The sequence below is a fragment of the Streptomyces chlorus genome (assembly GCF_042655885.1).
Taxonomy (GTDB): Bacteria; Actinomycetota; Actinomycetes; order Streptomycetales; family Streptomycetaceae; genus Streptomyces; species Streptomyces chlorus.
On sequence record NZ_JBHSOA010000051.1, the window covers coordinates 166,140 to 188,400 of the forward strand.

27 protein-coding genes, 1 tRNA gene and 1 pseudogene are annotated in these 22,261 nt (G+C 69.3%); 8 read left to right on the forward strand and 21 right to left on the reverse strand.

What is annotated here, in order from left to right; genetic code table 11:
- Position 1 precedes the first annotated feature (1 nt).
- Genes ACFPZI_RS23405 through ACFPZI_RS23425 form a run of 5 tightly spaced genes read right to left on the reverse strand, consistent with a single transcriptional unit; the run spans position 2 to position 2,856 of the window.
- Positions 2-196, reverse strand: a complete 195-nt coding sequence (locus tag ACFPZI_RS23405) for a hypothetical protein (protein WP_381366204.1) — start codon at positions 194-196, stop codon at positions 2-4.
- 20 nt (positions 197-216) lie between these two features.
- Complete coding sequence (locus tag ACFPZI_RS23410) at positions 217-900, reverse strand: DUF2637 domain-containing protein (RefSeq protein ID WP_381366207.1); 684 nt, start codon at positions 898-900, stop codon at positions 217-219.
- 19 nt (positions 901-919) lie between these two features.
- Positions 920-1,120, reverse strand: coding sequence for a hypothetical protein (locus tag ACFPZI_RS23415; RefSeq protein WP_381366209.1), 201 nt, complete (start codon positions 1,118-1,120; stop codon positions 920-922).
- A gap of 20 nt (positions 1,121-1,140) precedes the next feature.
- Positions 1,141-2,496, reverse strand: a complete 1,356-nt coding sequence (locus ACFPZI_RS23420) for an FtsK/SpoIIIE domain-containing protein (RefSeq protein WP_381366212.1) — start codon at positions 2,494-2,496, stop codon at positions 1,141-1,143.
- A 3-nt stretch (positions 2,497-2,499) separates the two neighbouring features.
- The gene (locus ACFPZI_RS23425) at positions 2,500-2,856 is read right to left on the reverse strand and encodes an SCO3933 family regulatory protein (protein ID WP_381366215.1); all 357 of its coding nucleotides are present in this window, start codon (positions 2,854-2,856) and stop codon (positions 2,500-2,502) included.
- Positions 2,857-3,015: 159 nt separating this feature from the next.
- On the opposite strand from ACFPZI_RS23425, the gene ACFPZI_RS23430 reads away from it, so the two are divergent.
- Positions 3,016-3,747 (forward strand): XRE family transcriptional regulator, encoded by a 732-nt coding sequence (locus ACFPZI_RS23430; protein ID WP_381366217.1) that lies wholly within the window; start codon positions 3,016-3,018, stop codon positions 3,745-3,747.
- 46 nt (positions 3,748-3,793) lie between these two features.
- Positions 3,794-4,264, forward strand: a complete 471-nt coding sequence (locus ACFPZI_RS23435) for an NUDIX hydrolase (protein ID WP_381366220.1) — start codon at positions 3,794-3,796, stop codon at positions 4,262-4,264.
- Here the strand turns inward: ACFPZI_RS23435 and ACFPZI_RS23440 are convergent.
- The 3 genes from ACFPZI_RS23440 to ACFPZI_RS23450 form a co-directional block, all read right to left on the reverse strand.
- Positions 4,252-4,812, reverse strand: coding sequence for an HD domain-containing protein (locus ACFPZI_RS23440; protein WP_381366223.1), 561 nt, complete (start codon positions 4,810-4,812; stop codon positions 4,252-4,254). The two genes, ACFPZI_RS23435 and ACFPZI_RS23440, sit on opposite strands and share 13 nt — an antisense overlap.
- A gap of 586 nt (positions 4,813-5,398) precedes the next feature.
- Entirely contained in the window at positions 5,399-6,244 is an 846-nt protein-coding gene (locus ACFPZI_RS23445) for a DUF4231 domain-containing protein (protein WP_381366226.1), read from the reverse strand.
- A 579-nt stretch (positions 6,245-6,823) separates the two neighbouring features.
- On the reverse strand, positions 6,824-7,153 hold the full coding sequence (locus ACFPZI_RS23450) for a hypothetical protein (RefSeq protein ID WP_381366229.1): 330 nt from the start codon (positions 7,151-7,153) through the stop codon (positions 6,824-6,826).
- Positions 7,154-7,406: 253 nt separating this feature from the next.
- On the opposite strand from ACFPZI_RS23450, the gene ACFPZI_RS23455 reads away from it, so the two are divergent.
- A complete protein-coding gene (locus ACFPZI_RS23455; protein ID WP_381366231.1) occupies positions 7,407-7,742 on the forward strand; it encodes a hypothetical protein in 336 nt (111 codons plus the stop codon).
- Positions 7,743-8,034: 292 nt separating this feature from the next.
- Here the strand turns inward: ACFPZI_RS23455 and ACFPZI_RS23460 are convergent, their stop codons facing one another.
- Both ACFPZI_RS23460 and ACFPZI_RS23465 read right to left on the reverse strand, forming a co-directional pair.
- Positions 8,035-8,580, reverse strand: coding sequence for a potassium channel family protein (locus tag ACFPZI_RS23460; protein ID WP_381366234.1), 546 nt, complete (start codon positions 8,578-8,580; stop codon positions 8,035-8,037).
- A 33-nt stretch (positions 8,581-8,613) separates the two neighbouring features.
- Positions 8,614-9,051 (reverse strand): DUF7144 family membrane protein, encoded by a 438-nt coding sequence (locus tag ACFPZI_RS23465; RefSeq protein WP_381366236.1) that lies wholly within the window; start codon positions 9,049-9,051, stop codon positions 8,614-8,616.
- Positions 9,052-9,362: 311 nt separating this feature from the next.
- Here ACFPZI_RS23465 and ACFPZI_RS23470 point away from each other — a divergent pair, with 311 nt between their 5' ends.
- The 3 genes from ACFPZI_RS23470 (at position 9,363) to ACFPZI_RS23480 (ending at position 12,222) form a co-directional block, all read left to right on the forward strand.
- Complete coding sequence (locus ACFPZI_RS23470; RefSeq protein ID WP_381366239.1) at positions 9,363-10,253, forward strand: DUF2797 domain-containing protein; 891 nt, start codon at positions 9,363-9,365, stop codon at positions 10,251-10,253.
- Between the two features lie 168 nt (positions 10,254-10,421).
- The gene (locus ACFPZI_RS23475; RefSeq protein WP_381366242.1) at positions 10,422-11,381 is read left to right on the forward strand and encodes an amidohydrolase family protein; all 960 of its coding nucleotides are present in this window, start codon (positions 10,422-10,424) and stop codon (positions 11,379-11,381) included.
- A 100-nt stretch (positions 11,382-11,481) separates the two neighbouring features.
- The gene (locus ACFPZI_RS23480; RefSeq protein WP_381366245.1) at positions 11,482-12,222 is read left to right on the forward strand and encodes a response regulator transcription factor; all 741 of its coding nucleotides are present in this window, start codon (positions 11,482-11,484) and stop codon (positions 12,220-12,222) included.
- Between the two features lie 704 nt (positions 12,223-12,926).
- Here ACFPZI_RS23480 and ACFPZI_RS23485 read toward each other — a convergent pair.
- The 3 genes and pseudogenes from ACFPZI_RS23485 to ACFPZI_RS23495 all read right to left on the reverse strand — a co-directional run bounded on the left by ACFPZI_RS23485 (position 12,927) and on the right by ACFPZI_RS23495 (position 15,974).
- Positions 12,927-13,397, reverse strand: a complete 471-nt coding sequence (locus ACFPZI_RS23485; protein WP_381366248.1) for a PPOX class F420-dependent oxidoreductase — start codon at positions 13,395-13,397, stop codon at positions 12,927-12,929.
- A gap of 236 nt (positions 13,398-13,633) precedes the next feature.
- Positions 13,634-15,304: pseudogene (locus tag ACFPZI_RS23490) on the reverse strand (MDR family MFS transporter); the annotation flags it as partial.
- Between the two features lie 88 nt (positions 15,305-15,392).
- Positions 15,393-15,974, reverse strand: coding sequence for a MarR family winged helix-turn-helix transcriptional regulator (locus tag ACFPZI_RS23495; protein ID WP_381366251.1), 582 nt, complete (start codon positions 15,972-15,974; stop codon positions 15,393-15,395).
- Between the two features lie 315 nt (positions 15,975-16,289).
- On the opposite strand from ACFPZI_RS23495, the gene ACFPZI_RS23500 reads away from it, so the two are divergent.
- Positions 16,290-16,487, forward strand: a complete 198-nt coding sequence (locus ACFPZI_RS23500) for a hypothetical protein (RefSeq protein ID WP_381366253.1) — start codon at positions 16,290-16,292, stop codon at positions 16,485-16,487.
- A 133-nt stretch (positions 16,488-16,620) separates the two neighbouring features.
- On the opposite strand, the gene ACFPZI_RS23505 is transcribed toward ACFPZI_RS23500, so the two are convergent.
- From ACFPZI_RS23505 to ACFPZI_RS23540, 8 genes are all read right to left on the reverse strand, one after another.
- Complete coding sequence (locus ACFPZI_RS23505) at positions 16,621-17,532, reverse strand: RNA polymerase sigma factor SigF (protein WP_381366256.1); 912 nt, start codon at positions 17,530-17,532, stop codon at positions 16,621-16,623.
- Positions 17,533-17,777: 245 nt separating this feature from the next.
- Entirely contained in the window at positions 17,778-18,791 is a 1,014-nt protein-coding gene (locus ACFPZI_RS23510) for an RNA polymerase sigma factor SigF (RefSeq protein WP_381366259.1), read from the reverse strand.
- A gap of 166 nt (positions 18,792-18,957) precedes the next feature.
- Positions 18,958-19,251, reverse strand: a complete 294-nt coding sequence (locus ACFPZI_RS23515) for a Dabb family protein (RefSeq protein ID WP_381366262.1) — start codon at positions 19,249-19,251, stop codon at positions 18,958-18,960.
- Positions 19,251-19,427: a hypothetical protein gene (locus tag ACFPZI_RS23520; protein ID WP_381366265.1), complete on the reverse strand. Its 177-nt coding sequence runs from the start codon at positions 19,425-19,427 to the stop codon at positions 19,251-19,253. Before ACFPZI_RS23520 ends, ACFPZI_RS23515 begins: the two co-directional genes overlap by 1 nt.
- A gap of 122 nt (positions 19,428-19,549) precedes the next feature.
- Positions 19,550-19,634: transfer RNA gene (locus ACFPZI_RS23525), tRNA-Ser, on the reverse strand.
- A 67-nt stretch (positions 19,635-19,701) separates the two neighbouring features.
- Positions 19,702-20,133, reverse strand: coding sequence for a tRNA adenosine(34) deaminase TadA (gene tadA, locus ACFPZI_RS23530; RefSeq protein WP_381366410.1), 432 nt, complete (start codon positions 20,131-20,133; stop codon positions 19,702-19,704).
- A gap of 47 nt (positions 20,134-20,180) precedes the next feature.
- The gene (locus ACFPZI_RS23535) at positions 20,181-20,723 is read right to left on the reverse strand and encodes a tRNA adenosine deaminase-associated protein (RefSeq protein WP_381366268.1); all 543 of its coding nucleotides are present in this window, start codon (positions 20,721-20,723) and stop codon (positions 20,181-20,183) included.
- A gap of 373 nt (positions 20,724-21,096) precedes the next feature.
- Positions 21,097-21,402 (reverse strand): hypothetical protein, encoded by a 306-nt coding sequence (locus ACFPZI_RS23540; RefSeq protein ID WP_381366271.1) that lies wholly within the window; start codon positions 21,400-21,402, stop codon positions 21,097-21,099.
- 137 nt (positions 21,403-21,539) lie between these two features.
- Here ACFPZI_RS23540 and upp point away from each other — a divergent pair, with 137 nt between their 5' ends.
- Complete coding sequence (upp, locus tag ACFPZI_RS23545; protein WP_381366274.1) at positions 21,540-22,175, forward strand: uracil phosphoribosyltransferase; 636 nt, start codon at positions 21,540-21,542, stop codon at positions 22,173-22,175.
- The last annotated feature ends 86 nt before the right edge of the window (positions 22,176-22,261 follow it).

Sequence of the window (22,261 nt, forward strand, 5' to 3'; positions counted from 1 at the left end):
GTCAGTCGGTCTCCGTCCGGGTGGTCGTCGGGTCGGGGAAGGAGGCGCGGATACCGGCGGCGGTGGCCGAGGTGGTGGCGCGCTGGGCGGCTTCCTCGGCGAGCAGGTGGGCGAGGTAGGGCCGGTTCGCGGCGGTCATCTCGCGGGCGCTGTCGAGGTAGTCGGCGGCGGTCAGATCAGCGGGGTCACGGGTCATCGGTCGTCCTCTCTTTCGCGTCAGGCGAGTTGGGCGGCGATGGCGTCGGCCATGAGGGCCGGGACGCCGAGGCGGGCGCGGAGGGTGTGGGTGTCGATCCGGGTGCCGGTGCGGGCGTGGTGGTCGTCGGCGACCTTGCGGGCGTGGTCGACCAGCGCGGCCGGGACCGGCACAGCCGGGGGCGGTTCGGCGGTGGGCAGAGCCGGGGTTTCCTCGGGCGCCGGGACCGCGACGGGTTCGGGCACCGGGTCCGGCTCAGCGGCGGCGACAGGTTCGCGCTCCACCTCGGGCACGGCGTCCGAGTCCGGGGCGGCGGGTACTGGCAGGGCCGAGGAGCGGTCCGAGGCGGAGTGGGCGAGGAGGGTGCCGCCCATGAAGGCCAGGGCGGGCCAGGCGGCGACGAGGATGCGCAGCCAGGCCGGGACGTCGGTCAGGTCGAGGAGTCCGGCGGTGGCGACGTTGGCGCCGAGCGAGGCGACCAGGGCGATGAGGAACCAGCACCAGGCCAGCCGGGACGGCCCGTCGGTACGCAGCCGACGCCAGGCGGCGACCAGCAGCAGGTCCACGGAGACGGGGTAGGCCCAGGCTTTCCAGCCGTCCTGTCCGGCGGCGGCGGCGAGGTCGTGCAGGTGGGCGAAGGACAGGGCGCCGGCGATGACGGCCTGGACCAGGACGGCGTCCACGCGCAGGGCGGAGCGGGTCATGAGGCGTGTCCTTCCTGGCTCAGTCGGCGGCGTGGCCGGTGCCCCAGCAGGTGAGGCACAGCGCGGTCTGGTGGTTGTCGGTGGCGCGGCCCTTGCGAGCGCCGACGCGGACGGTTTCGGCGGTCTCGCCGGTGCCGTCGCAGTCGGGGCACTTCGCGGGCTCCGGCTTCGGCTTCGGTGTGGTCGTGCGGCGGGTGGTGGGTTTCTTCGCGGCGGGCATGAGGGACCTCCGGGAAGGGGTCAGGCGGCGGCCGGGGCGGACTCGACGGCCGGGGCCGGAACCGGTGTGAGGGTGCCGAGGGCGGGCCGGAACGGTGCGAGGGCGGGCAGGTCCGGGGTCAGGTCGGCGTGCCGGTTGCAGGTGTTCACGGCCTGGCGCAGCGAGGTGTGCGGGGCGCGGATGCGGGCCCATCCGCCGGACGAGTCGCCGGTGATGGCGATGCCCGGGGTGTCGGTGGGGATCTGGATCGCGGCCAGCACGGCATCCGGGGCGATGTCGCCGAAGGCCATGTTCGCCGAGGATTCGTCGTTGACCCGGTGCGCGGTGCGGCCGGTGAGCTGGGCGCGGAGCATGGTGATGCCCTTGCCGAGTTCGGAGCCGAAGCGCTGCCCGCAGATCTCCAGGTAGATGCCGGCGGCGCGGCCGAGCTGGGCGAGCCGGGCCAGGGCGGTGATGATCCGGTCTCGGCGCTTTTCCTCCTCCTTGCTGGCGTACAGGGCGAGTTCGGCGACCTCGTCGACCAGGACCACGATCGGCACCGGCCGCAGGTCCGCGGGCAGGTCCCAGATGTCGGCGGCGATCTCGGCGTCCGGCACGTCCGCGGTGATTCGCTGTTCGGCCCGGATGAGCTGGTACACGTCCTGCATGTGGGACACGAGGGCGTCGAGGAGTTCGGCGGCGGCGTCGGGGTTGTCGGCGAGCGCGGAGAACCGGCGGGCGAGCGGGAACAGCTCCACGCCTTGCTTGCAGTCGATGCCGACCAGGGCCACGTGTTGCGGGGCGAGCGCGGCGACGAGGTTGCGCTGATAGACGGACTTGCCGGATTCCGTGGCGCCGAGGGTGAGGGCGTGCGGCACCGTGCGGTAGTCGCGGTAGTGCACGGCGCCGTCCTCGCGCAGGGCGACCGGGACCCGCATCGGCCGGGTGTCGACCGGGGCGGGCATCTGCACCCGCTTGAGCACGTCATAGCCAGTCATCCGCACCTCGACGACACCGGAGCGCAGTTCACGGGAGGTGACGCCGTACATGGCGAAGGAGTGCCGCAGCCGGTCGCACGAGGCGGCGACGTCGAAGGCGTCCTGACCGGGGCGGAGCTTGAGCCGCAGCACCAGACCGGTCCGGGTCACCCGCACCCGCAGAATGCGCGGGGCACGAGGGCCGGGAATCGGCCGGTCGGTCATCCGGGCCAACGCCAGGCGCCAGCGGGGGGCCGGGACGGTCAGGCCGCAGGCGTCCATGACCGAGCCGTAGCGGAGAAGGACCCGCAGCGCGGCGAGGGTGATCCCGAAGGTCAGCCAGTACCAGGCGGGGCGCCGCCACCGCAGGAGACCCGCAGCGGCGACGACCAGCACCAGGGCGACTAACAGCCACGTCATGGCTCAGGCCGCCTTCGGCTGCGAGGCGCCGGCGGCGAGCGAGGTGACCGCGACCGCGCGGAAGGCGATGCCGTGCCGCTTCTGGCCGTTGAACTCGTTCTCCCACGGCCGGGCGATCAGACCGGTCAGCGCGACCGGGGTGCCCATCACCAGGTCCTCGGAGATGCCCGACTCCGGCACGGTCACCGACAGGATCTCCACCGCGCCGTTGGCCGCGAACATCACGTCCACGGTCGACAGCGCGGCACCGGTCTCGGTGTCCATCGCGCGCTCGCCGGTACGGCGGTCCTTCACCTTGGGCTGCGGGGGCTGGGCCACCATCACGGTGGCGGCGGAGGTGTCGACGGGAATCTGACGCATCGTCTGTTCTCCTGATCAAAGGGGAGTTGGTGCCCACCATTCGGCGGTGAGATCAGGAGACCGCGAGAGGTAGTGGACGCATCACGGTCCGTATGGACGTTTGGGGACGTCTGAGTTATCGTCAAAACGTCCCTACGGCGTCCCAGGGAAGGACACGTCATGGCGAACGAGCGTTTGCGCGCGGCGATTTCAGCGAAGGGCGAGACGATCCAGTCCGTGGCACAGCACGTCGGGGTGGACCCGAAAAGCGTGGAGCGGTGGATCACGACGGACCGCACGCCGCACCGGGGACACCGTTGGAAGGCTGCAAGCTTCCTCGACGTCGATGAGGTCTACATCTGGCCCGCCGTGGAGAAACAGGCCGAGACGGCGAGCACATCGGAACTGATCACGTACTACCCGCACCGGGGAGCAGTACCGGCGACGCTGTGGTCATCGCTGATAGAGAAGGCGAAGGACCAGGTAGACATCCTCGTCTACGCGGGGCTGTTCCTCTTCGACGGACACCCGGACCTTCCCGACCAGTTGGCCGAGAAGGCCAAGGCCGGCGCACAGGTTCGCATTCTGCTCGGCGACCCGGACTCCGAAATGGTCCGCCAGCGAGGCGAAGAGGAAGGCATCGGGGGTGATCTGGCCGCACGTGCCCGGATCACGCGGCGCTACCTCGAGCCAGCGATGACGACGCCGGGCGTCGAAGTCCGGTTGCATGACACGATCCTCTACAACTCGATCTACCGGTTCGATGACGACGTGTTGGTGAACCCGCACGTGCTCGGGGCTCCCGCGGGACAGAACCCGGTCCTGCACTTCCGCTACATCCCGGGGGCCCGGACGTTCCGGCACTACATGCGCAGCTTTGACTACGCATGGGAGCGTGGGCGGTCCGAGTAGACAGGCGCCCATGCCGTCCAGCGACGGAGCGTGCAAGGCTTGGGACATGGCCCGAGTCGACTACTTCAACGATCCGAACGCTCCGAAGGCGAACAGCATCGTTCCATCCGTTACCGCTGTGGCGCTCAACGATGCCGGGGAAGTCCTGCTGATCCACAAGACGGACAACAACCTGTGGGCACTGCCCGGCGGTGGGGTCGACGTTGGCGAGTCAGCCCCCGATGCCGCAGTGAGGGAGACGAAGGAAGAGACGGGTTTCGACGTCGAGGTGACAGGCTTGGTCGGTATCTACACCAACCCGGCTCACGTCATGGCGTACGACGACGGCGAGGTACGCCAACAGTTCTCGATCTGCTTCCGAGCCCGCATCGTCGGCGGCGAGCCGCGTACGAGCAGCGAAAGCAAGGAGGTGGCGTTCGTCCATCCCCGCCGACTGGACACGTTGAACATCCACCCGTCGATGCGGATGCGGATCGATCGCGGGTTGACCGAGCGGCCCGACCCCTACATCGGCTGATCACCCAGGCACGAACGCGTCCGCCCGACGGCAGCCCCGAGGTAGGGGCGCGCCTTGCTGATCGCGTTGTGCACCTCACTGCCCGGCTCGTACCGCTTTAGAATCTCGTCAATGCGATCATCGAAGTCGAAGGACTGCCCCGCCGGCCCAGTCGTCATGTCCGCATAGATCAGCGCGTCCAGCACGGGAGAATCCTCCCGCGCGTACACGTCCAGCTCGGCGGTCAGCCCACGCTGCTCAGCCTCATACACAGCACCGGAATGATGAGCGACCAGGCGTACCAGCCGGGACGGCGCCCCAAGCGTCTCCAGGTGGCGCGCGCCATCGAGCGGGTGGAAACCCGTATCCCGCAGTTCTGGGGCATACCCGATGTCGTGCAGCCAGGCAGCGGCGACGAGCAAGTCACGATCCCCTTCGGACACAGCAGCCGAAGCCTCGCGCGCACGAGCGGCCACCGCCTGGGTGTGCAGCCAACGATTCCCGAGCGGAGGCAACAGCGACTCGGCCAGTTCAGCCGCACCTTGGGGCGTGTCCAATCCAGAGGGCATAGAACGCACGGTAGCCCAGACGGGCGCGTAGCCGACACCGCGAGACCGAACACCCGAGCCGTGGCGCGGTAAGACTTTCTCTACTTCATCAAGCCCGCGCACGGCGCGGGTGCGCGCCGCCTTGTCGGCGGGGCCGCCGCTCTGTCTTCGCCAGCGGCGGCCCCGCCCGGCGGCGCGCTGCGTGCAAGCGGGCAAGGGTGGGATGTCATCCGCGGGCACAAGATGATGCCTCCGGCGGGGGATCGGCCGGCACCGGGATGGAGGGGGCGCCGTTGCCGACCGCGGGCCCGTAGTGGCGAGGGTTGAGGGCTCCCATCCCGTCCGCCGTCGACCCAGGCAGAGCCGAGCAGACGCGGCCCAGGGCGTCAAGGTCGTTCGTACAGTGGCGCGCTCCACCTCGACGCCCTGAACCACGCCCGCTCCACGGTGTGTGGGTCGACGGCGGACGGGATGGGAGCCGGGGCGAGTGGTGGGAGATGGTGGCGCTGCCGTCGAGTTGTCAATCAGTGCGCGGCCTCACCCGAGTTGCCCCTGCAGTCACTTTTGCGCCCAGGATAATTTGTCACAGCGCCATGTCGACGAAATATCAGATGACCTGCTGCTGGCCCTGTTGAGGCTGATCGAGTTGCTGTTCCCGCATGCGCTGCTCAGCGCGCAACTCCTCGACAGTAGTAGCGAAAGATCTGAGGTTTTCTTTGTCGTCCGTTGCGGCGTAGGGGGCGATGCCCAACTCGATAGCGGTGGCGTGCCGCTCGATATTGTCCGCAGTCTGTTGGAGATTGAAAGCTCGCTCGCGCGGTTTGAAGTAGCCGGCCACCGCAGTGATCACGGATACGGTGAAACCCAGGAAGATGAGAACTGCCTTCCCAGGTTGAGGTGGGTCGTACCAAGCGGTGACCCCAGAGATTGCTGCGGAACTAACAAAGAGGATCCATTGCATCAACAGATGCATGCGCCGATAGTGGCGAGACTCTTTACGTAGCCGGGCTATCTCTGAGGGGATGCGCTCCCGGTAGGATGCCTGTCGGTCCGGTGCAGGAGGGGTCTGTCGTCTAGCCTCGAGGATGTGACGCTCCTCGGCCAGAGCGAGATCTAGCTTCAAGCTCCTGACTGACTTACTAGAGTCTTTCCATGCTCCGCTTTCGATGAACTCGAGAGCGAATTGCACGATTGTGGCGATTACCAAAAAGGCTAGGAATCCACTGAATGCGTTGTTGACAGCTTCCGGGATTCCCTCATGGAACCAAACGGAGAACCTCAGGGATATCCATGTGAGGATCGCGAACGGAATGGCAATCGGGGTGCCGTACAGTCCGAAGACTTGCAGGCGGCGATTTTTGATGCGTTGCTGCAAGTCGGCGATATTCCTGCGATGGTTAATTAGCGCATCGGTGGTTGTTTCGTCGCCGGAGTTGTTCGCTATTTCTGGCATCGACCGCGCCGTCCCCCCTCCGCGAATGCAAGCGGTCTAAGGCTGAAACAGCAGGGAAAGAATTGGCGTGCACGGATGTCATGGGCCGTGCCCGCAGTATTCGTGCGCATCCTCCCCTGCGGAGCATGTGACTCCTGGTGATCAGCGTTCAATGCATTGTGCCAGCCCGGGTGACTGGCGCAATCCGCAGCTGTGGGCTACATCTCGCGGCCATAGCTAGGTCGCTGACATCCACGTCCGAGGATGAAGGTGCTGGGCCGTCCGAGGGTGATCGACAAGTACAACCGGCGACCACTGACGACAGGCGTCCAGGGCGACAGCCGCAGGTCACCCGATTGGATCTACCACACTGGTATCGCCATGCCTAAGCCCGGGGAGCTCAAGTTCCCCAAGCTACGAGCGCAGGTACCGTCAGCACGCGCCAGCCATCGCAGCTTGCTCTAGTCGTTGGCACCAGCAGCGTGGTTGAGGCCTGTGGGGATGAAGCGAGGCACACGCGTGCCTGATCGGTCGGCGCCCCCGCCGTCGTGGCTGACTGTCGTCGGCTGAGGTCTGGGTCCCGGCTCTTCCCTGCTGCGTTCAGAACCCGGGTGTGAAGCCGGCGGACTCGTCGAGGTGGAACGCAGAGCCCGGAGTCGTCGGAGTCCACCCCTCACGCAGGGCCAGCCGAATGGCCGCAGCAACATCAGAGGGCAACACAGGCTCGGCCTCACGACCGATCCAGTTGCTCGTATGCGGTTGGTTGGTCGTCATCACGAGGACCGCGCCCGGGGTGTCCGCATGCTCGACCGCGAACGTACACGGTGACCAGGCCATCCCCTGGAAGTACGTCGGTCTGCCCCGCAGCCGCCAGCGGTAGGCTGTGCCGTCGACAACGATCCGTCGTGATCCCTTGCGGACCAGCGCCATGGCTCCCCCCTTCAACAGCAAAGATGCTAGCGAGCCCTGCCTCACCATCCATCTCAGTTTCCTTCTCATTCACGGCCGTTCAGACGAGACCGAAGACGGCAGCCGCTGCCACGACCGACCGCTCATGAACGCAGGTGAACGGCCCCGTTCGCAGCCCTCGAGGTCACCAACAGACTTGGAAAGCGTGCTCCGTCGAGCACAGGGATAGGCGCGGGGCGGACCTGCTGTCAGAGGCTGGTGTGATCGTGCAGGCATGGACACGCTCTTTGATCTCCCCGAACCTGAGATGCCGGAACAAGCCGTCATCGCCCACTACCGTCTGAGTGACGACGAGTACGGCTCATGTGCTGAACGCGAAGCGATCTTCGATGCTGAGCGGGCCATGACGGTCGCCGTCGCGAAGGCGGGCGTGGGTGAGGTCGACGGGAACGAGTTCGGCGGAGGCGAAGCTGTGGTGTACGCCTACGGGGTGGACGCGGAAGCGCTCTTCAAGGTGATGGAGCCAACCCTTCGCAATTTGCCGTTCAGGCCGGCGCACGTCGTGTTGCGGCGGGGGAGCCGGGAGACGGAGTCCCGCTTGGACCTGTGATGCGGTACAGCAGCGGAGTACAGCAACCCCAGCAACCGAAAGTGCTCAACACCGGCCCTCATAGCCGTCCCGGCAGCCTGTATGACCTTCAATGATCCATCTCTGTAGAGCTACGGATCAGAAGGTTGCAGGTTCGAATCCTGCCGAGTGCACAGAGACAAGAGCCCCGCTGGTTGATCCAGCGGGGCTCTTGCCGTGCGAGAAGGGGGCGGGCCGAGGTCCGATCCCGTGGCTTCGGGCGAGCTCACCCCGACGGTGGACCCCGCACAGGACGGGACGGGATCGGGTGGGGTCAGGGTTCGTGGTGGTTGGTTCCGCGGCGGAGGAGCACGGTGCGGACCTGGTGGCTCAGGGCGGTGGCCGCCGCGGTGAGGAAGATGAAGGTGTAGAGGATCTGGAGCATGGTGACCAGGCGGGCCGTTTGGCCGTGCGGGGTGATGTCGCCGTAGCCGACGGTGGCGAGGGTGACCATCGTGAAGTACAGGGCGTCCAGGCGGGTGTCGAGGCCGATGAGTTCGCCGGGACGTTGGGCCAGGGCCTGGTAGGTCGTGGCGAAGATCAGGATGGACAGGCTCATCAGCAGGGGGATGACCAGTCCGGGCCGGGCGTGCGGGTGGTCGAGGAGGACGTGGCTGATCTGCTGGAGCAGCAGGGCGGCGATGAGTGCCAGGGCCAGGCCGAAGAGCGTCCAGCTCAGGGTCGGGCGTCGAGGGCCCAGGCCGTCGAGGGGGAGCAGGAAGTAGGCGGTGACCAGGACGGCCGCGGCGGCAGCCTGGGCGAGCCAGCGCCACAGGGTGCTCCGTGCCGAGGCCGGCTCGCGGTTGCGGCTGCTTTCCATGGGGGTGGCGAGGGAGGAGCTGGAGTGGTGTTCCTAGGTGAGGGGCGTCGGCTCGCGGCGTGGTGAGCACAGGGCCCAGATGATGAAGCCGTCGATGACGATGAGGACGATCGACCAGACCGGCGCGTAGGGCAGCCACACGAAGTGGGCGATCATGCTCAGTCCGGCCAGTGCGATACCTGTGGCGCGGGCCCAGGCCGCTCCGCTGAAGAGGGCGAGTCCGGCCGCCAGGACAAGGGCACCGAGGATCAGGTGGATCCAGCCCCAGCCGGTCAGGCTGAACGCGTAGGTGAAGTTGCGGGTGGTGACGAAGACGTCGTCATGGGCGATGGCGGAGATGCCTTCGAAGATCGCCATGATCCCGCCGAAGGTCATCAGCACCGCCGCGGCCGCGGTCCAGCCCGTCGCCCAGGTGCTCCGGGCCTCCCATCCGGTCCGCTGCTGGTGTGTTCCACCGACGTTGCTCGCCATGTGTTCGCCCTTTCGGCTGCCCCGAGTGGTCCCCGAGCGGTGCGTCCCCTCATCCAGGTTTGCACCCCGGGGTGTGCTCGGCACCTCGGGGTGCCGCGCCGCGCGCCTCGTCACTTGGTGCGGCCGCGCTCCTCGAGGTAGTCGGCCGCGAGGGCCGTTCGCGCGGGTGAACCAGCCGTTCAGGACGGCGATCTCCTCGGGGCCGTGGTCGGCGAAGAGCGCGGTGAGCCGGGCCCCGTGGACGCCGGTGGCTCCGTGCGCCGAGACTTCGCGCGGCCCGTTGTCAGTGGCGGCCCCTACTCTCGTCGGAGATGGCACAGGTGTGGAGATGTTCGGGGCTGCGGTGGTCGGCAAGCGGTCCCGTGCTGGCGTGGGACGGCGGGCGGCACAGCGCGCTGACCTGGGGGAAACGGGTGGCCTTCGCGGTCGCGGAAGGAGGAGTGAGGACATGCGTGGGGGCACGGGGGCATGCGTGTCCGCTCGGCGCGGTGGTGTCGGGGCGAGGCACGGGAGCGCGGTGCGAGGAGTGCGCGCGGCTGGACCGGGCGCACTCCGTGGCCGCCGACACCCTCGCGGACGATCCGCGTCCGTACCGCGTATACCTGGCCTGGTTCGGTCCCGGGATGGTCAAGGTCGGGATCACCGGGGTGGCGCGGGGCCCGGCGCGGCTGCTGGAGCAGGGGGCGGTCTGCTTCAGCTGGCTGGGGACCGGGCCGCTGATGGCGGCGCGGCGGACCGAGGAGCTGCTGCGCGCCGCACTCCGGGTGCCCGACAGGATTTCCTACGCGGACAAGCGGGCGGTACGCGCGGTACTTCCGGGCACGGAGGCCGACCGGGCTGCGGAGCTCGCGGAGGTGCACGGGCGGGCGGTCGCTCTGGCCGGGTGGCCGGATTCGCTGGACCGTGAGGTGTTCCGGCCCGTCGACCATGTCGAGGTGTTCGGGCTGGCGGGGGCGCCGGCCGCCTTCGGGGAAGTGAGCGAGCTGGTTCCCGGGGGCGCGGTGAGCGGGGAACTGGTGGCCGCCGCCGGGCCGGATCTGCATCTGGCGACGGAGGGCGGCGTGGTGGTGCTGGATACGCGGTTCCTGCCCGGGTGGGGGCTGGTTCCGGCGGAGGGCAGGGAGTTCGACGTGCCGGTCAAGGCGCTCAAGGCGCTCAAGGGGGCCGGGGAGGGGGCGGGAGTGCAGGACGGCTTGTTCTGATCCGGTTCGCGGACGATCCGGTGGGCGGGCAACCCTCGCGGACGATCCGGTGGGTGGTCATCCGGTTCGTGGGGCCTTGGTGGTCCGTGTGGTGGGCCGCCCGGCGCGTCGGCCCGTCCTGGCGGCAGGGGGTGGACCGGGGGCCGGGTCACGGGTGATCGTGGCGGCATGAGCGATCACCTCACGGCATCCGCCCGCGCCGAGACCGCTGACGTGCGGCGGTTCTGGGAGGGGCTCGGGCTTCCCGGGCTCGTCGACGTGCACACGCACTTCATGCCGGAGCGGGTGCTGCGCAAGGTATGGGCCTACTTCGACGCGCTCGGGCCACTGACCGGCGGGGTCGAGTGGCCGATCACCTACCGGCAGGAGGAGAGTGAACGGGCCGAGCTGCTGCGGGAGTTCGGGGTGCGTGCCTTCACTGCCATGCTCTATCCGCACAAGCCCGGCATGGCGCGGTGGCTGAACGGCTGGGCGGTCGACTTCGCCCGTCGTACGCCCGGCTGCCTGCACACCTCGACGCTGTTCCCCGAACCCGGGGCCGAGAGCCTGGTCAGGGACGCCGTCGAAGCGGGGGCACGGGTCTTCAAGGCGCATGTGCAGGTGGGGGCATACGATCCGGCCGACGCGTTGCTCGACGGCGCCTGGGGCGTGCTCGCCGAGGCGGGCGTCCCGGTAGTGATCCACTGCGGTTCCGGGCCCGCGCCCGGCACGTACACCGGCCCCGAGCCGATCGCGCGGGTGCTGGCCCGGCATCCCCGGCTGCGTCTGATCGTGGCGCACCTCGGGATGTCCGAGTACGAGGACTTCCTCGACCTCGCCGAGCGCTGCACGGAGGTGCGGCTGGACACCACGATGGCGTTCACCGACTTCGCCGAGCGCATGGCGCCGTTCCCCCGGCGGGCCCTGCCCCGGCTGGCCGACCTCGGCGACCGGATCCTGCTCGGCACGGACTTCCCCAACATCCCGTACCCGTACCTCCATCAGCTCCACGCCCTGGAGCGGCTCGGGCTCGGGCCCGCATGGCTGCGGGCGGTGTGCCACGACAACGCGGCCGGCCTCTTCGGCCTGCGGGAGAACGAAAGCGGAAGCGAAAGAGGAAACGAAAGCGGAAGCGGCGCCGTCGGCTGACAAGAGGGCCAGGGAGGTGGAGGAGCGGCCCGAGGATTTCTCAGGGAAAACACAGACTTCCGAAAGGGCGCTTTCAGAGCCCCCCGCGACGGTGTGGAGCATGACCACGACCTCGCCCCAGGGGCGCACCGAACTGCTGAGGCCGGACGGGAGCCCCGTCCGCGTGCTGGTGGTGGACGACGAGCAGTCGATCACCGAACTGCTGTCCTTGGCCCTGCGCTACGAGGGCTGGCAGATCCGCAGTGCGGGGGACGGCCAGGGCGCCGTCCGGGCCGTGCGCGAGTTCCGGCCCGATGCCGTCGTCCTGGACATGATGTTGCCGGACATGGACGGGCTGTCCGTTCTCGGGCGGCTGCGTCGCGAACAGCAGGATGTGCCCGTCCTCTTCCTCACCGCCAAGGACGCGGTCGAGGACCGGATCGCGGGCCTGACCGCCGGTGGCGACGACTGCGTGACCAAGCCGTTCAGCCTGGAAGAGGTCGTCGCGCGGCTGCGCGGGCTGATCCGTCGCTCCGGTGCGGCCGACCGCTGGTCCGGTTCCCTGCTGGTCGTCGGCGACCTCACGCTGGACGAGGACAGCCACGACGTGACCCGGGCCGGGGTGGACATCCACCTCACCGCCACCGAGTTCGAGCTGCTGCGCTACCTGATGCGCAACCCGCGGCGGGTGCTCAGCAAGGCGCAGATCCTCGACCGGGTCTGGTCCTACGACTTCGGCGGGCAGGCGAACGTCGTCGAGCTGTACATCTCGTATCTGCGCCGGAAGATCGACGCCGGCCGGGAGCCGATGATCCACACCCGGCGCGGTGCCGGATACCTGATCAAGCCCGCGGTGTCGTGAGCGGACGACGACGGCCGGGTCCACGGCGAAGAGCGGGCACACCGCGCACGCTCCGGATCCGGCTCGTCGTCGCGTCCCTGGCGCTGATCGCCGTGGTGTGCACGGTCATCGGCACGGTCACGACGCCGGCCCTGCGGTTGCATCTGTACGAGCAGCTGGACGGCATCTGGATGGGCAGCCGCGTGAGGTGGCGAAGCGTGTTGTCGGCGGGCCGACGGACGGCGGACCGCGTCCCCAGCCCCTGGACGCCCAGGACCCGCTCGAATTCGTCGTCAAGGGTCCGCAGGGAATCGGCACCATCGGCGCGACGGTCGAGGACAGCCGGGTGACCGAGGGGATCGTCAGCAACTCCAGGGAGGAGAACGGGGGCACGACGCCCGAGGCCGCGCTGCTCACCGACGCTCAGCTCACCGCCCTCGCGGCCGTCCCGCGCGACAAGAAGCCGCGCACCGCCGGCCCTGAGCCGGCGTGGGAGCAGCTGCCGGCCCGGGAACACCTCCCGGTCGACGGAGCCGCCACGCCGGTCCTGGACGTAGTGCTCCCCGTCTGCGGGTACAGCATGAGGACGTCCCCAGGGGCCGGCGCGATCAACCGCGCACGCCGGCGCCGGCGTACCGGACCATGCTGGTGCGCCAGGTGCGCCGCCCCGGCTGTTCCCGCCGGCCGGGCCCGACCTCCCCCGTCTCGGACCCTCCGCCCGCTCGCTACTCCCCCTCGACCAGCCGTGCCGGGAAGCCGCCCGTCGCCACCGGACCCCACCGCTCCGGGGTGACCCGGATGATCGACTTGCCCTGCTTGACCATGGCCGCCCGGTACTCGTCCCAGTCGGGGTGCTCGCCGGAGATGTTCCGGTAGTACTCCACGAGCGGCTCCACCGACTCGGGCGTGTCGATGACCTCGGCGGTGCCGTCGATCTGTACCCAGGGGCCGTTCCACTCGTCGCTGAGGACGATCAGGCTCACGCGGGTGTCCCTCTTGGCGTTGCGGGTCTTGGCGCGCTCCGGGTAGGTGGAGAGCACGATGTGGCCGGAGTCGTCGACCCCGCAGGTCAGCGGCGACCCCTGAGGGCCTCCGTCGGCCCGCCGGGTCAGCAGGATCGCGCGGTGCCGGGGCCGTACGAAGTCCAGCAGCTCGGCGAGGGAGACACGGGTGTTTGTCGCGATGTTCGGTGCCATGGCGCCAGCCTAGGACCGACGCCGGGTGCCGGCGGGTACCTCGCCCGGCCGTGGGGAGCGAAGACCCGAGCGGAGGACCCGAGCGGAGGACCGGTGAGAAGGATCCCGGTGAAAAGGACCGGCCCGCGGTGGGGGCGCGCCTCCGCTAAGAGCGCGCCGCCCGCCGCGGGCCGGGGCGGGGTGGTTCCAAGGAGTCCGGACTACTTGCCGGGGCCGGTGAGGCCGTCGCCCTTGCCGCCGCCGGCGGAGGCCGAAGCGGAGCCGGACCGGCTCGGGACGTTGGCGGTGGCGGTGGCGGCGTCGTTGGCGGAGTCGGCCTCGGACGCCCCGCCAGTGGCTTCGCCCGTCGCCCCGGCAGTCACCGGAACCGGTGCGGCGGAGAGCGACTCGGCGGCCTGGGCCAGCGCGCCCGAGGTCCGCAGCGGGACTTCCTTGATGAACAGGGTCGCCAGGACGGCGAGGAAGGCGACCGGTGTGACGTACAGGAAGATGTCGGCGATGCCGTGCCCGTAGGCGCTCTCCAGCCAGGTGCGGATGCCGTCGGGCAGCAGGTCCATGTTCGGCAGTTCACCGGAGCCGAGCGACTGGGCGGCGGCGGCCTGCTCCTGCGGGCTCAGCGAGTCGATGGTGTCCTCGGCGTAGTGGTTGATCCGGGTCGCCATGACCGAGCCGAGGACCGAGACGCCCACCGCGCCGCCGAGCGACCGGAAGAAGGTGACGACGGAGCTGGCGGCGCCGAGGTCGCTCGGGTCGACCTGGTTCTGCGTGCACAGCACCAGGTTCTGCATCATCATGCCGACGCCGAGGCCCATGATCGCCATGAAGACGCCGATGTGCCAGTACGGGGTGTCGTAGCGTATCGAGCTCAGCAGCCCCAGAGCAGCGGTCAGCAGCGCGCCGCCGGCGACGAGCCAGGCCTTCCACTTGCCGGTCTTGGTGATGATCTGACCGGAGACGGTCGAGGAGATGAACAGACCGCTGATCATCGGGATGGTCAGGACACCCGACATGGTCGGGGACTCGTTCCGGGCCAGCTGGAAGAACTGGCTGAAGTAGATGGTGCCGGCGAACATCGCGATACCGACGAACAGCGAGGCGACCGAGGCCAGCGTGATGGTGCGGTTGCGGAACAGCCGTAGCGGGATGATCGGCTCGGCGGCCTTCGTCTCGACGAACAGGAAGACCAGGGTGAGCAGCAGCGCGCCGCCGACCATCGCGTACGTCTGCCAGGACGCCCAGGCGAACTTGTCGTCGGCGAAGGTGACCCAGATCAGCAGCAGGCTGACGGCGGCGGTGATGAAGAAGGCGCCGGCCCAGTCGACCTTCACCTTGCGCTTGGTCTCCGGCAGCTTCAGGGTCTTCTGCAGCACGACCAGGGCGATCAGCGCGAACGGCACACCGACGTACAGGCACCAGCGCCAGCCGAGCCACGAGGTGTCGGTGATCACACCGCCGACCAGCGGGCCGCCCACGGTCGCGACGGCGAAGGTCGCGCCCAGATAGCCGGAGTAACGGCCGCGCTCCCGGGGGGAGATCATCGCGGCCATGATGATCTGGGCCAGCGCGGTCAGACCACCGGCGCCCAGCCCCTGGATGACCCGGGCCGTGACCAGCATGCCGGGGCTCTGCGCCATGCCGGCGACCACGGAGCCCACGATGAAGATGACCAGGGCCGTCTGGACCAGTGTCTTCTTGCTGATCAGGTCGGCCAGCTTGCCCCACAGGGGGGTGGACGCGGTCATCGACAGCAGCGCCGCCGTCACGACCCAGGTGTAGGCGCTCTGGCCGCCGCCGAGTTCGGTGATGATCTCGGGCAGGGCGTTGGAGACGATGGTGGAGGACAGGATCGCGGCGAACATGCCGAGCAGCAGGCCCGACAGTGCCTCCAGGATCTGCCGGTGGGACATGGGAGCGCCGCTTCCGGAGGATTCTCCCCCGTGTTCGGCCTGAGCCCGCACACCAGTCGGTGTGGTCGTTGCCATGGACTTCCTTCTCTTACGCGTTTGCGGGTGTACGGGTGGTCTCGGTGTCCTGGGGGGCGCGAGGAGCCGGTGGCGCGGGGGCCTCGGAGGGTGCGGCGGCCTCGGGCGGCGCGGGGGCCACAGGTGGTGCGGGGCTGGGCGGTGGTGTCGCGCGGGGCGTGGGCCGGCGGCGGTCGCTGAAGCTGTCCCGGAGCCGGGACATGAGCTGGGCGAGCAGGCCGATCTCGTCGTCGGACCAGTCGTCCAGGCGATCGGCGAGCAGCTGGGTGGCCCGTTGGAACAAGGCGTCGAGCTGTACTTGGCCCGTGGGGGTCAGGCGCAGGATGCGGGAGCGCTTGTCGGAGGGGTCGGGGGAGCGCTCGATCCAGCCGAGCTCGACCGCATGGGCGACTTGGCGGCTGGTGACCGAGAGGTCGACGGCGAGCAGTTCGGAGAGCCGGCTCATGCGCATGTCGCCGTGGCGGCCGAGGGCCGTCAGCACGGCGGCGGAGCCGCTGTGGAAGTCGGCCGGCATGCTCCGGCGCAGCTCCCGCTTCACCGCGCTGAAGGCGCTGAGCTGCCGTACCAGCTCCTCGTACTGCGTCTGCTCGGCCATGACACTTCCCGTTCGTTGCTTAAGGCAACGATAGAAGTGGATGGTTGCTGAAGGCAAACAAAAAGGGGTTCAAGCGCTCCAAAACTTGGCAAAGACAAGTATGGTGAATCGTAAACGCGCAGGTGGGGTGAGTCGTCGGCCACTCCGTACCAGCAGCCGGGCGCTCCGGCCGTGCTCCGGCGCCCGCGGGCCGCACTCAGCCCGTACCGCCAGGCGGCGTGTGCCCCACTTGTGCCCCACGTGTGCCCCTGCGCGGTCGCCCTGAGGGCGCCCCCGCTTGGGGCCTCCGCGGGCAGTTCGCTAGTGTCTCGGGCCATGGCTAACTCCCAGGCCCCGCAGGGCAACCACGACCCCGCCGGCAGCACCCAAATGTTCCGCGCGTTCGTCGACGAGGCCCCTCAGGGGCAGCAGGCCGCCACGACGAGTGGTGGCGGTCCCCGTATCGGTCTGATCATCGGCGTCGTCGTCGCCGTGGCGATCGTCGCGGTCGTGGCGTGGCTGGCGCTGAGCTGATCTGAGCTGATCTGACCCGACAGGACACGCGGAGGCCGCCGTTGCGCCCGTGAGGGTGCCCCGGCGGCCGTAGGTCCGCGTCCGTGCCGGTAGCCGATGGTGGGAACCGATGGCTGCCGGTGATCGGTATGTCTCAGTCCGAGATGAGGCCCTCACGCAGCTGGGCCAGGGTCCGGGTGAGCAGCCGGGAGACGTGCATCTGGGAGATGCCGATCTCCTCGCCGATCTGTGACTGCGTCATGTTGGCGAAGAAGCGCAGCATGATGATCCGCCGCTCCCGGGGCGGCAGCTTGGCCAGTAGGGGCTTGAGTGACTCCCGGTACTCCACGCCCTCCAGCGCGGTGTCCTCGTAGCCGAGGCGGTCCGCGAGCGAGCCCTCGCCGCCGTCGTCCTCGGGCGCCGGGGAGTCCAGCGAGGACGCCGTGTACGCGTTGCCGACCGCGAGTCCGTCGACGACGTCCTCCTCGGACACGCCCAGTACCGCGGCGAGTTCGGGGACCGTCGGGGAGCGGTCGAGCTTCTGGGAGAGCTCGTCGCCGGCCTTCGTCAGCGCCAGGCGCAGCTCCTGAAGCCGGCGCGGCACCCGCACCGACCACGACGTGTCGCGGAAGAACCGCTTGATCTCACCGACCACCGTCGGCATCGCGAACGTCGGGAACTCCACGCCCCGTTCGCAGTCGAAGCGGTCGATCGCCTTGATCAGCCCGATGGTGCCGACCTGGACGATGTCCTCCATCGGCTCGTTGCGCGAGCGGAAGCGGGACGCCGCGTACCGCACCAGTGGGAGGTTGAGTTTGATCAGCGTGTCCCGGACATAGCCGCGCTCCGGGCTGTTCTCGTCGAGTGCGGCGAGCCGCAGGAACAGGGAGCGGGACAGGGTGCGGGTGTCGATGGCCGCTGTGTCCGGTGTCTCCGGAAGAACTGGAGCGGGCGCGGCCGCGAGGGCCGGGACGTCGACGATGGGGCCGAGTACGTCGAGAGCATTGGGAGCTGTCTCGCTCTCCGCGAGCGTGAGCACCTTCGAGCTGCCCTGGTCTGCGGACATGCCACCCCCTTTGGGTCGCGGGACGGTCGCGGCGAACGTTCCTGTCCGAGGAACGCAGCCTTCACCTGAATACCGGAGCCGGAGCTTCGGCAAACGCGCTTCCGGCAGAATGTCACATGTCGGCAACGCGCTGTAGCGACATGTCGACATCCATAGAGTGAATCAGCCCTGCAAACAAAGGGTCTGACGGTATTTCAGGCCAGAAGTGCAAGAAAAGGTACTAGTGAGCGATTCGCTCTCGGGGGTTACGCGTCGATCCTGTTTGCGGACCGCAGCCGCTGGAAGCTGCGCGCGAGCAGCCGGGACACGTGCATCTGGGAGACGCCCAGTTCGGCGCTGATCTGCGACTGGGTGAGGTTGCTGTAGTACCGCAGCAGCAGGATCCGCTGTTCCCGCTCGGGGAGTTGGACGAGCAGATGCCGGACGAGGTCACGGTGCTCGACGCCGTCCAGTGCCGGGTCCTCGTAGCCGAGCCGGTCGAGCAGCCCGGGAAGTCCGTCACCCTCCTGTGCGGCCTCGAGGGAGGTGGCGTGGTACGACCGCCCGGCCTCGATGCAGGAGAGCACCTCCTCCTCGGTGATGCGCAGCCGTCCGGCGATCTCGGCGGTCGTCGGGGAGCGTCCGAAGGCGGTCGTGAGGTCTTCGGACGCGCTGTTGACCTGCACCCACAGTTCGTGCAGCCGGCGCGGTACGTGGACGGTGCGGACGTTGTCCCGGAAGTACCGCTTGATCTCGCCGACCACCGTCGGCATCGCGAACGTCGGGAACTGCACGCCCCGCTCCGGGTCGAAACGGTCGATGGCGTTGATGAGCCCGATGGTGCCGACCTGGACCACGTCCTCCATCGGCTCGTTGCGGGAGCGGAAGCGGGCGGCCGCGTAGCGCACGAGCGGCAGGTTGGCCTCGATGAGCGCGGCGCGTACGCGGGTGTGCTCCGGCGCGCCCGGCTGAAGGTCCTTGAGCTGACCGAAGAGCACCTGGGTCAGCGCCCGGGTGTCCGCCCCGCGGCGCTTGGCCGGGGACAGGACGGCAGGCGGTGGTGCGGCGGAGGGCGGACCGGCGGGCGCGGCGTAAAGGGGGCCGGCAGGGGACGCGGAGGAGGGAGGGGACGCGGAGGAGGAGGGAGGAAGCGCGGAGGAGGAGGGGGGAGAGGTGGCGCAGGGTGGGTCGACGGGCGTGGCGGGAGTGTCCGGGGACTGAGCCGGAGCCGGAGTCAGGGCGGACACCTGGTCCTGGGGCGGCGCAGTACTGGCCGACACGGTCAACGCCACCTCTTCATCAGTCAACTCATCCGTCAAAAGCGGTCATAGCATCACAAGACATGCTCACCGTGCGCAAGCACCGCATATTCCGTGTTGAGGCACGTCATGCTGAGAATGCGCAAAAGCCCCCGTCGTTGCGACAGGGGGCTGCTGGGGCGGGGACTCAGAACTCGTAGTCGGCGATCACCCACGTGGCGAACTCGCGCCACAGGCCGACACCCGCCTGATGCTCCGGGTGCTCCACGTACCGGCGCAGCGCGTCGGCGTCGTCGAACGCCGAGTTGATGGCGAAGTCGTAGGCGATGGGCCGGTCGCTGATGTTCCAGGCGCACTCCCAGAAGCGGATCTCCGGGATCTTGCCCTCGAGCGAGCGGAACGCCTCCGCACCCGCCACGACGCGCGGATCGTCGCGCTCCACGCCCTCGTTCAGCCTGAAGAGGACCAGGTGGCGGATCATCAGTCTCCTCCGTTGGCGAGCCATGTCATGAAGTCCCCGACGGCGGTCGCGGCGTCGGATATGCCCTCGAACGCTATCTGGACGTAGCCGGTCGCCTTGACGGGATCCGTGATGATCACATACAGCGCGAAGGCCACGAGGACGTAGACGGCGACCTTCTTCGCGTTCACCGCCATCGCGGCCCTCCCCCTGTCACTGGTGCGCACTGGTGCCACTGTGGTGCACAGGCGTCACTCTTGCTGCGAGCGGGCCCATGATCGCACGAAGGGCCCCGTCTGACGACGGGGCCCTTCGGAAGCGGTAGCGGTGGGATTTGAACCCACGGTGACTTGCGCCACACTCGCTTTCGAGGCGAGCTCCTTCGGCCGCTCGGACACGCTACCGAGAGAGACCCTACAGCACACGGCGCGATGGTTTGAAATCGATATTCGGGACGCGGCGGCCCCGCCGTCAGCGGTCCCGGAAGAACGCCGTGAGCAGGCGCGCGCACTCCTCGGCAAGCACTCCTTCGACGACTTCGGGCCGGTGGTTGAGCCGCCGGTCGCGGACGACGTCCCAGAGGGAGCCGACCGCGCCCGCCTTCTCGTCCCGGGCGCCGTAGACGATCCGGTCGACCCGGGACTGCTGGATCGCGCCCGCGCACATGGTGCAGGGCTCCAGCGTCACCACGAGGGTGCAGTCGGTCAGCCGCCATTGTCCCAGCGTCGCGGCGGCCCGCCGGAGGGCGAGCAGTTCCGCGTGCGCGGTGGGGTCGCGGGTGGCCTCGCGTTCGTTGTGCCCGGAGGCCAGCACGGTGCTGCCGTCCGGCGCCAGGACGACCGCGCCGACGGGTACGTCCCCGCGCCGGACGGCCCGCTCGGCCTCGCCCAGGGCGAGGCGCATCGCGGCCCGCCAGGGGTCGCGCACCGGGTCGGGTGGGGTGGGCCCGGTCAGCGGACGGTCTCCAGGACCTCTGCGGCGCCCAGGACCTCGGCGATCTCGCCGAGGGCGTCCCCGGACAGCGAGCGCAGGTCCTTCGCGCTCACGCCCAGGTCGTCCAGGACCAGGGCGTCGCCGACCGGCCCGTGCGGCACGGAATCGGTGGAACCGGTGTCCGACGCACCGTCCTCGCCAGTGCTGTCGTCGTCCGGTTCACCGTCCTCCGTGCCGTCGAGGTCGAGGGCGTCCAGGTCGGGGCCGCCGACCCCGGGTTCCCGGCCGAGCAGCTCGTCGGTGAGCAGGATCTCGCCGTAGCTGCTGCGGGCGGCGGCCGCGGCGTCGGACACGTAGATACGAGGGTCGTCCTCGCCGTCCACGCGGACGACGCCGAACCAGCCGTCCTCCTGCTCGATCAGCACGAGCACCGTGTCCTCGTCGGGGGCGGCTTCCCGGGCCAGGTCGGCCAGATCCGACAGGGTCTCCACATTGTCGAGCTCCGTGTCGCTCGCTTCCCACCCGTCTTCGGTGCGCGCGAGCAGTGCGGCGAAGTACACCGTGACTCTCCCACTGGTCTTAGGCGTGCCGGTTGGGAATCCCCCCGGCGGAGGTGTGTGGACGAGGAGTGTTCTACGAGCCCCGCCCATTCGGAATCGTGGCAGAAACAAGGCCGGCAGGGGACGTCTTCGGCTCCCTGTGTCCGGCAGTTTTGATCCCGCGCCGCCGAGTGTCCCCCGGAGCCTGCCCGGGACCCGTCGGCACGCTCGCCGCCGCCACAGCGGATCGTACGCGGCTCGGGCTGCCGTCCTCGTACGGCCACGAGGCAAACACCCGCATGAGCCGCGATCTTCCCGCAGCCGGGCCTGTTTCCGCCGTGTTGGCGGCACCCCGCTCACCAGGAGCGTCCCGTTTGGGGAGGCCATGGGACTCCTACCAGCGGAAGGTCCGCATGCGCATCGCGTGTCGCAGCCGGGCCGCCTTGGCGCGGCGCGGCTGGACCCGGTTGCGCAGTTCCCGGGCCTCGGAGAGTTCGCGCAGGAACCGGGCGCGCCGCCGCCGCCGCTCGGCGTCCGTCTCGTCCGCCCCGGGCGGTCCGGTCATGCCGGGTACCCCGGACACTCCGGACACCTCCGATGCGCGGGCCGCGTCGACCGCGTCGGCCGCGCCCGATGCGCCGCGCAGGCCGACGGGTGTCTCGCGTACCGGCGGCTCGTCTCGGGAATTCCGCTCAGGCATTGCTTCATCACCCCAGTCCGTCCCTCCCACTTTCCCCCCGACGGGCGGTTTGACGCCAGCGAAGGAGTGGTGGCGGGCAGCGGGGCTTGCCGTGTGCGGGGGAGCCGGGCCCGGTCCTGCCCGGTTAATGTGGGGACATGCGTCTCCACGTCGTCGACCACCCCTTGGTCGCACACAAGCTCACCACGCTGCGCGACCAGCGCACCGACTCCGCGACCTTCCGCCGTCTTGCCGACGAGCTGGTCACCCTCCTCGCCTACGAGGCCACGCGCGACGTGCGCACCGAGCAGGTCGACATCCAGACGCCGGTGGAGCGGACCACGGGCGTCAAGCTCTCCCACCCGCGCCCGCTGGTGGTGCCGATCCTGCGGGCCGGCCTCGGCATGCTGGACGGCATGGTCCGGCTGCTGCCGACCGCCGAGGTGGGCTTCCTCGGCATGATCCGCAACGAGGAGACGCTGCAGGCCTCGACGTACACCACCCGGATGCCGGAGGACCTTTCCGGGCGTCAGGTGTACGTGCTGGACCCGATGCTGGCCACCGGCGGCACGCTGGTCGCCGCGATCCTGGAGCTGATCAAGCGGGGCGCGGACGATGTGACCGCGGTGGTGCTGCTGGCCGCTCCTGAGGGCGTCGAGGTCATGGAGCGCGAGCTGGCCGGCACCCCGGTGACCGTCGTGACGGCGTCGGTCGACGAGCGCCTCAACGAGCACGGCTACATCGTGCCGGGCCTCGGCGACGCGGGGGACCGGATGTACGGGGCGGCCGAGTAGGCCGTCCGCCGTAGGCACGCGTACGGACGGCGGTGCCGGACCGGCCCGCCCGTTCGCAGGACGACCGCAGGGCGAAGCGGCCGCCC